The organism is Desulfosporosinus lacus DSM 15449 (assembly GCF_900129935.1).
Taxonomy (GTDB): Bacteria; Bacillota; Desulfitobacteriia; order Desulfitobacteriales; family Desulfitobacteriaceae; genus Desulfosporosinus; species Desulfosporosinus lacus.
On record NZ_FQXJ01000039.1, the window covers coordinates 22,003 to 28,267 of the forward strand.

General features: G+C 39.7%; 10 protein-coding genes and 2 pseudogenes. 8 read left to right on the top strand and 4 right to left on the bottom strand.

Annotated elements, in window-relative coordinates; genetic code table 11:
• Positions 1–152: 152 nt before the first annotated feature.
• Positions 153–527: a DUF4830 domain-containing protein gene (locus BUB11_RS25780; protein ID WP_073033422.1), complete on the top strand. Its 375-nt coding sequence runs from the start codon at positions 153–155 to the stop codon at positions 525–527.
• Between the two features lie 16 nt (positions 528–543).
• On the top strand, positions 544–675 hold the full coding sequence (locus BUB11_RS28910; RefSeq protein ID WP_282434054.1) for a hypothetical protein: 132 nt from the start codon (positions 544–546) through the stop codon (positions 673–675).
• 618 nt (positions 676–1,293) lie between these two features.
• Here BUB11_RS28910 and BUB11_RS25785 read toward each other — a convergent pair.
• Positions 1,294–1,848 carry a TetR/AcrR family transcriptional regulator gene (locus BUB11_RS25785; RefSeq protein WP_073033424.1) on the bottom strand — a complete coding sequence of 185 codons (555 nt, stop codon included), beginning with the start codon at positions 1,846–1,848 and terminating at the stop codon, positions 1,294–1,296.
• Positions 1,849–2,006: 158 nt separating this feature from the next.
• On the opposite strand from BUB11_RS25785, the gene BUB11_RS25790 reads away from it, so the two are divergent.
• The 4 genes and pseudogenes from BUB11_RS25790 (at position 2,007) to BUB11_RS28645 (ending at position 3,962) form a co-directional block, all read left to right on the top strand.
• Positions 2,007–2,936 (top strand): ketopantoate reductase family protein, encoded by a 930-nt coding sequence (locus BUB11_RS25790; RefSeq protein ID WP_073033426.1) that lies wholly within the window; start codon positions 2,007–2,009, stop codon positions 2,934–2,936.
• A gap of 131 nt (positions 2,937–3,067) precedes the next feature.
• Positions 3,068–3,313, top strand: a pseudogene (locus BUB11_RS26725) (class I SAM-dependent methyltransferase); the annotation flags it as partial.
• Positions 3,314–3,591: 278 nt separating this feature from the next.
• Positions 3,592–3,786: a hypothetical protein gene (locus BUB11_RS28640; protein WP_242947758.1), complete on the top strand. Its 195-nt coding sequence runs from the start codon at positions 3,592–3,594 to the stop codon at positions 3,784–3,786.
• Positions 3,786–3,962, top strand: a complete 177-nt coding sequence (locus BUB11_RS28645) for a putative quinol monooxygenase (protein WP_242947759.1) — start codon at positions 3,786–3,788, stop codon at positions 3,960–3,962. The genes BUB11_RS28640 and BUB11_RS28645 overlap by 1 nt, the downstream gene beginning before the upstream one ends.
• Positions 3,963–4,191: 229 nt before the next feature.
• Here the strand turns inward: BUB11_RS28645 and ilvN are convergent.
• The 3 genes and pseudogenes from ilvN to BUB11_RS25815 form a co-directional block, all read right to left on the bottom strand.
• Positions 4,192–4,661 (bottom strand): annotated as a pseudogene (gene ilvN / locus BUB11_RS25805) (acetolactate synthase small subunit).
• 43 nt (positions 4,662–4,704) lie between these two features.
• On the bottom strand, positions 4,705–5,040 hold the full coding sequence (locus BUB11_RS25810) for a type II toxin-antitoxin system PemK/MazF family toxin (protein WP_073033427.1): 336 nt from the start codon (positions 5,038–5,040) through the stop codon (positions 4,705–4,707).
• A 6-nt stretch (positions 5,041–5,046) separates the two neighbouring features.
• The gene (locus BUB11_RS25815; RefSeq protein WP_073033429.1) at positions 5,047–5,256 is read right to left on the bottom strand and encodes a hypothetical protein; all 210 of its coding nucleotides are present in this window, start codon (positions 5,254–5,256) and stop codon (positions 5,047–5,049) included.
• A 170-nt stretch (positions 5,257–5,426) separates the two neighbouring features.
• On the opposite strand from BUB11_RS25815, the gene BUB11_RS27335 reads away from it, so the two are divergent.
• Both BUB11_RS27335 and BUB11_RS25820 read left to right on the top strand, forming a co-directional pair.
• Positions 5,427–5,561: a hypothetical protein gene (locus BUB11_RS27335; RefSeq protein WP_427846341.1), complete on the top strand. Its 135-nt coding sequence runs from the start codon at positions 5,427–5,429 to the stop codon at positions 5,559–5,561.
• 125 nt (positions 5,562–5,686) lie between these two features.
• Entirely contained in the window at positions 5,687–6,067 is a 381-nt protein-coding gene (locus BUB11_RS25820) for a DUF7713 domain-containing protein (RefSeq protein WP_427846342.1), read from the top strand.
• The last annotated feature ends 198 nt before the right edge of the window (positions 6,068–6,265 follow it).

Here is a 6,265-nt window from a genome sequence, read left to right on the forward strand (position 1 = left end):
TATGACACCAGTTTTCAAATTCATTCTGTTAGGATATTAATAATCAAGCTACTTATTTGAGCTATTTTATCCATTATAGGGTATTTGATGCTTCCATTATTAGGATTTTGCCATTAAATCGTATGTTACGGCTGAACTCAGGAAAGCTCTAAATGAATGGATGCAGACCCGGCAAGAAAAAGACCAGGCATTGCAGGAGAATGCGAACCTCCAAGGACTTTACAGAATATAGACAGTTTGATCCTAACATAGACAATCAGGTTGAAGAATTATTTGAAAAGTATAATTGGACGATTGACTATCGAGTCAACTCAATGAATGTGACACTCCCGTCTAACCTGAAACACGATGCGGGAGAGTATCCTGTCAAGATATACTGGGCTTACAATAACGAGCTTTCCAAAAATATCGGCCTGGACTATAGTGAATACCTAGGGAAGGAAGTAGAGGTCGATATTTACAGGCTTAGGGAGCCCTTACCTGATTATATGAATCCAAGAATGAATTCACGAGGAATCGTTTTGTAATTATTTGGCTGCAAATATGGATAATAATCTGCTTATAAACGCTGATTATAATAATGCCTATATCGATGGCGAACAAAATGTAAAATCAGCAAAATTTATTAGTTTGCGAGAAGTAAGTGGCTTAGGTAATTTTGATACTTTAGTTTAAAGTCATCCACCTGTTTCTCCAGATCTTGGGTCTGGTTGCTTAAGCATTGCCTTGGAACTCTCCTTTTCCGTGTGGGCAGGGAGAATTAATCTTTGAAGGAGAAATTGCCTGGGTGTTGAACAAATAGACCGCCTCGTGTTATGAGGCGGTCTGAACCCTGTGAATAGTCAGGGATAAGATACATCTTTTTGTTGGAAGATTATGCTCTAATACTTGCAACAGGTTGTCGTGGGACGGTTAGCCACACCCTTTTAGAAAGGGGGTGGTAGGATGATCTCAATGGTTGAGGCGATGTATTTAATGATTGCATTTGCTACACTCGTTGTTATGATCATGAAGAAGAAATAACCGCCCCAGGCTAGGATGGCGGTTATTTCTTATAACTCCAATTCGGGCTAACCGTACGGTTAGACAAGCTGCCGGGCTGGCGTGATTGCAACACGTCAGTCCTTTTATAATATTATACCCACGGATTGTAAAATATGCAACCGGGTCACACAGGGTAACACTGAAGAGAGAAAAATGAAATCAATTCTTTTTGACAGAGAAACATGCTTTGGTGAAAGGTCGGATTCAATTAAAGAAGTAGTTAGCTGAGAACCCTAACGGCAAATTTGGCTAGAGTGATACAAGGCGCTTGGTGTATGGTTCTAGCAAAAACATAAGTTGCACAGTAATTTCCTGAACATTGCAGGGCATAGAATTATTAATCCACCATTCCAATACGCCAATAAACCCTGAAGTCAAAAAATGAGTGGTTACACCATTTGAAAATGCGTTGTTTTCTGGCTTTATACCGATAACCTCGGTTACTGTTTGCGCAATGATGTCATATAAGCGGCTGCGGAAAAATCCAACGCCCTCATTGCTAAGCAGCAACTTGTATATTGTAAAATTTTTCTCCAAATATTCAAATACGCTTTGAAATGCGCTTGCGCTTAGATTGGTATCAGCACTATTGGCACAGTGATTTAGTAGCAACTCAACATATGTTTCAATGCACTTGTCAAGCAAGTCGAATTTATCCACGTAATGTAGATAAACAGTCCCTCGGTTTATGTTTGCGCGTTCGGCAATGTCACTAATGGTTATTCTCTCAAATCCCTTTTCAGCCAAAAGGTCGAGGAAGGTATTCATAATCAACTGCCTTGTTTTTTGTATTCTTCTATCCACAAAGTGTTCCTCCAGATATTCAACAAATTAGCGCAATGTGTTCAGTTCTCAACAGTTGGAACGAATGTAACTATTGAAATTCTCTCCACGTATCAGTATGCTAAGAATATCAAACACGTGTTGAAAAATCAACACGTGATCATTCGGGAGGATGCTTTATGAAAATACTATTTTTTGGTCGCGGTGTTATAGGAACCCTGTACGCTTGGGCGTTTGAAAAGGCAGGCCATACTGTTGAGTTTTATGTTCGTGAAGGTCGGAAGGCACAATATGGTTCACATGTAAACTTAGAACTATGGGATGTAAGGCGAAGCAGAAAAGACCGGTTAGTCAAAGAAAACTGGCCTATTGTAACACATGAAGAAATAAAGGAAAATCACGACTATGACCTGATTTTTATGAGTGTCAACCCCGAGCAAGTATCAAGTGTGGTAGAGTACCTTGCGCCACGAGTTGGAAATGCAACAGTTCTGTTTTTCAATAACTTTTGGCAAGACCCTCAATCAGCTGTTCAGCCGATTCCACTCAGTCAAATTGTTTGTGGTTTCCCCGGTGCCGGCGGTGGATTTGAAGGAAACACTCTTTACGGTGGGCTTTACAAGACAGTGCAGTTTGGAACATTTGAATCCGAGCCTACCCAAAGAGATTTAGAGGTTCGCAAGCTTTTTGTTGGGACAGGCTTCAAGATAATGGTTCAAAAGGACCTGCAAAGTTGGCTCTGGAATCACTTCGCCTTAAACGCTGCAATGGAAGTCGAAGTCTTAAAAAGTGGCAGTTTTGAAAACGTAATTTCTTCACCTGAAGCTCTCTTTGGAATAGGTCGTAATATGAAAGAACTTATCCAAGTTTTGAAAGCAAAAGGCTCAAAACTTGATGTTATGACAAAAGTGATGAGCAACCTACCATCGAGAGCTATTGGATTTCTTATGAGTAACGTTATTTTTTCACCTAAAAGCATGACCTATGCTCTTGTAGCGCATAACCACACTAAAGTTGGTTATGCCGTAAAGGAAGTTATTTCAGAAGCCAGAAAGTACGGCATAAAGGCACCACGGCTTTACGATGTAGAAAGCCTAATTACGGAATAGAAAGAGGGACTTAGCTTGACAATCTGCTGGACTGACGTGCTTGCAACACGTCAGTTTTTTTATGCTTCAACCAAGCACTTCCCTATAAGGCAATTTAAAAAGATGTTGACTAGACATTATGGCTTTCCAAAAACAACTTTGATGTAATAGGTGTTGATACTTCAGAGATTGCAATACAGAAGGCCGTAGAGAAGGCTTCAATTGATAATGTCAAATGTACCTTTATTGTGAATGACATCCTTTCCAACAAGATCGATGGGGCTCCATTTGACTTTGTTTTTGACAGGGGCCGTTTTGATTCTAACCACTCAAGCCCGCCTAGAGCCTGGGTTTGTCTAATGCGCAAAAGGCGGTCAGCATTAAGCTGTAAGATTTAACTAACTCTTCATGGTGAACTTAGACTTAACACAGTCGAGGGGAGAAGGGGTAGGTACAACTACTATTCATGTGTAAGGTACACTTCTTGGTTTTTTATCGCACACGGTATATGTTCCACCGCTTACGATACTAATGCCTCTATCGTAATATTGATAACGATAGAGGCACTTTTTTTTATTCAGTTATGGCCAGTGTTGATGTGGTTATGATCAGAAATTAATTGAGAGTCTTGACGGAAGTTCCATTTGATACTTTTGTGTAAAGTGGAGTAAGCAAAATGCAGCGCTACTTTGCAGGAGGAAATTGCCTGAATGTTGAATATAGTTACTGCGTTCCGAGTAAAAACAAAGGAGTGATGGAATTGTTGACCTTAATGGCAACCTTGAAGGTAAAAACCGGCAAAGAGGCTGAAGTGGCCGAAATTTGTGCGCAATTGGCCAAAGAAGTTCTGCTAAGGAAAAGGACTGTTTGATGTACATACCTCATGTGGTAAAAAATGACCCGACTGAAATTGTCTTCTTTGAAAAGTACAAGGATAAGGAGGCCTTCAAAGCCCATGGGAGTTCAGCTTATTTTCAGGCAGCAGCCCAAAAGTTTGAAGAACTTTTGGAGGGTAAGATCCAGGTGAAATTTCTGGAAGAAGTTTAGGTGGCTTCAGGTGAGGACTTGGTAATGTTTGGGTGAGGAACAAAGCAGGCTTTCAATAGTTTCCCGTTCATGCTGCAACGAAGCATGTCTTGAGGAGTTACAAGAAATTCCAGGGTCGGACATTTGAGCCTCAAGCTCAAGTAGTTGATCAACCAGATTATTGAGTCTCTATGCTAGCTTTTCTAGGCAGTCTGCATCTGCCTTTTTACGAGAATGAACGACCCTGGAATCACCGCTCAGTGATACTAATAGATTCTATGGCCACACTTCCGCCTCTAACCACTTCAATGCTTTGAAAATCACTGCTCAAGAGAGTAAGCAGAGCGTTGTTCTTGCTTTCTGTTTGAACGCATTCCATCAAGACACTTTCTTTATCATAATCGATGATTGAAACACCAAAGACCTCAGCAATTCTGAACAATTCGCCCAGATCCCCTTTAGAGCATTTTCTGACTTTAACAAAGAGCAATTCCTTCATATGAATGGGACTATTCGTAAAATCGATGACCTTGATGACTTCTATGCAGCGATTTAATTGCTTCTTAATCTGTTCAAAGGTCTCATCGTCACTAATTAATCTTATGGTCATTCTGGAAACAGTTTCATCCTCTGTCATGCCCACTGTGAGACTTTCTAAATATAGGCTTTGCCTGAAAACAGGCCTGAGATCTTGGACAGAACCCCGATATCATTTTCCACAAAAAGTGAAAGCCAGCGTTAATAACTAGACCTCCGTTGAGGTCTAGTTATGTAAATCTATTTGTTCAATTATATGCATAAACTCGTCATCGTCAATAATGCCGATTTTCTGAAAAAGTCTTGATGTTTCGATGTTGTGGATATTTTTACATTTGATAAATGAAGGATTAGCCAAACCGTAAACAGACCATCTTATTATGGGTTTTTTAAATTTATCATAGTGAGAGGGAGGATTTTTCGGAGGAACTGACGTAATCTCTGCAATAGTAACCCATCCATTGCCAAGATTATTTATGACTAGCACAGGTCTGGACTTGAAAGCTCCTAATTGCCCTTTGTAGTGAATTCGAACTAAGTAAATATCTTTTGAATCAGGCATAGGACGTTAATTCCCTTTACATTTGTCATCTTCAAACCACTCTTTATGTTGGGGATTATTAGGATCAAGTTCGATCATACCGTCTTTTCCAGTAAGGACAGAAGCTTTAGAACTAATTCTATCTAACTTTTCTTTAATTGTTTCTTTCTTTTTGCTTAAAGGAGTAGCCATGGCTTCTCCCTCCTCAGTAATACTATTTTTCTTATCTTTGTCCATATCATATCACCTGCCAAAGGGTTATTCAATAATAGTATGCCCATTTATATCCACTTAGAAGGTGAGATTGAAAAGGATGTTGAATTATGCAAAATGGTAATAATTGGTTTAATTGAATGACTAACCCAGCGCTCAGATTCCTTGAATATAAGATATGACCACATATCCTAATGAGTGAAATTAACCCCAATGAGTTTGGATATATGACTGATACAGTAACTCAAGCTGATATCATCAGCGGACGCACCAACCAGGTAATGGCGGCTGAAATTAATATGATCAAATACCAGGCTGAGAGGGTCTAGCTTGCAGCCGCCGTCGAAATCAGGCAGTGGCAATCGAACATTTGCATCAGAAGATATTGACTGGTCTTGGATATAAAACGCTTGCACATTTGTAAGATAGGTGTTTTGTAGATAATGCAATTCAAATCGACAAGGGATATAGCCTTAATAGCGTTGGGACATGCCGGATTCAACATGCTGAAGAAGAAAATAAAGTTTATCTGGTTGTAGATGGAAAGAATATGGCTTTACATGATTTTGGACGGGCGCTCACAGCTTTTGAGGGTTTTAATATAGATTTTCAGATAAGGGATCTGTCCGAGGAAGTCCTTGGCAAAGATACGGTACTAAGAAGGGTAAGTATCAATCAGGATGTTATCATTGAGCATTTTGAAAGGTCTTTGAGTTGGTTATTGAAGGGCGATTTTTTAAGTTACAAACACGCAAGTGCTTGTGGAGAAGCCTTGTTTGAAAGGATAGAGGAACTGGAGTTACTTTCAAGTATGGTGGTAAAGAATAGGCATTAGCGGCCATAACTAAAATCGAAATATTAACTCCTTCTGGAATGGGTGGTATTAATCGATAAATTTGAAGTGATAATGGGAGGCCACACTTCCACATGCTTAGCCAGGTTTTGAAGCATGGTATGCAATTTCTCTCGGTAATTTTCCTTTATCTCAGGATCTATTCTGTTTAAAGCGGAAAGTATTTGTGAAAGCTCTTTG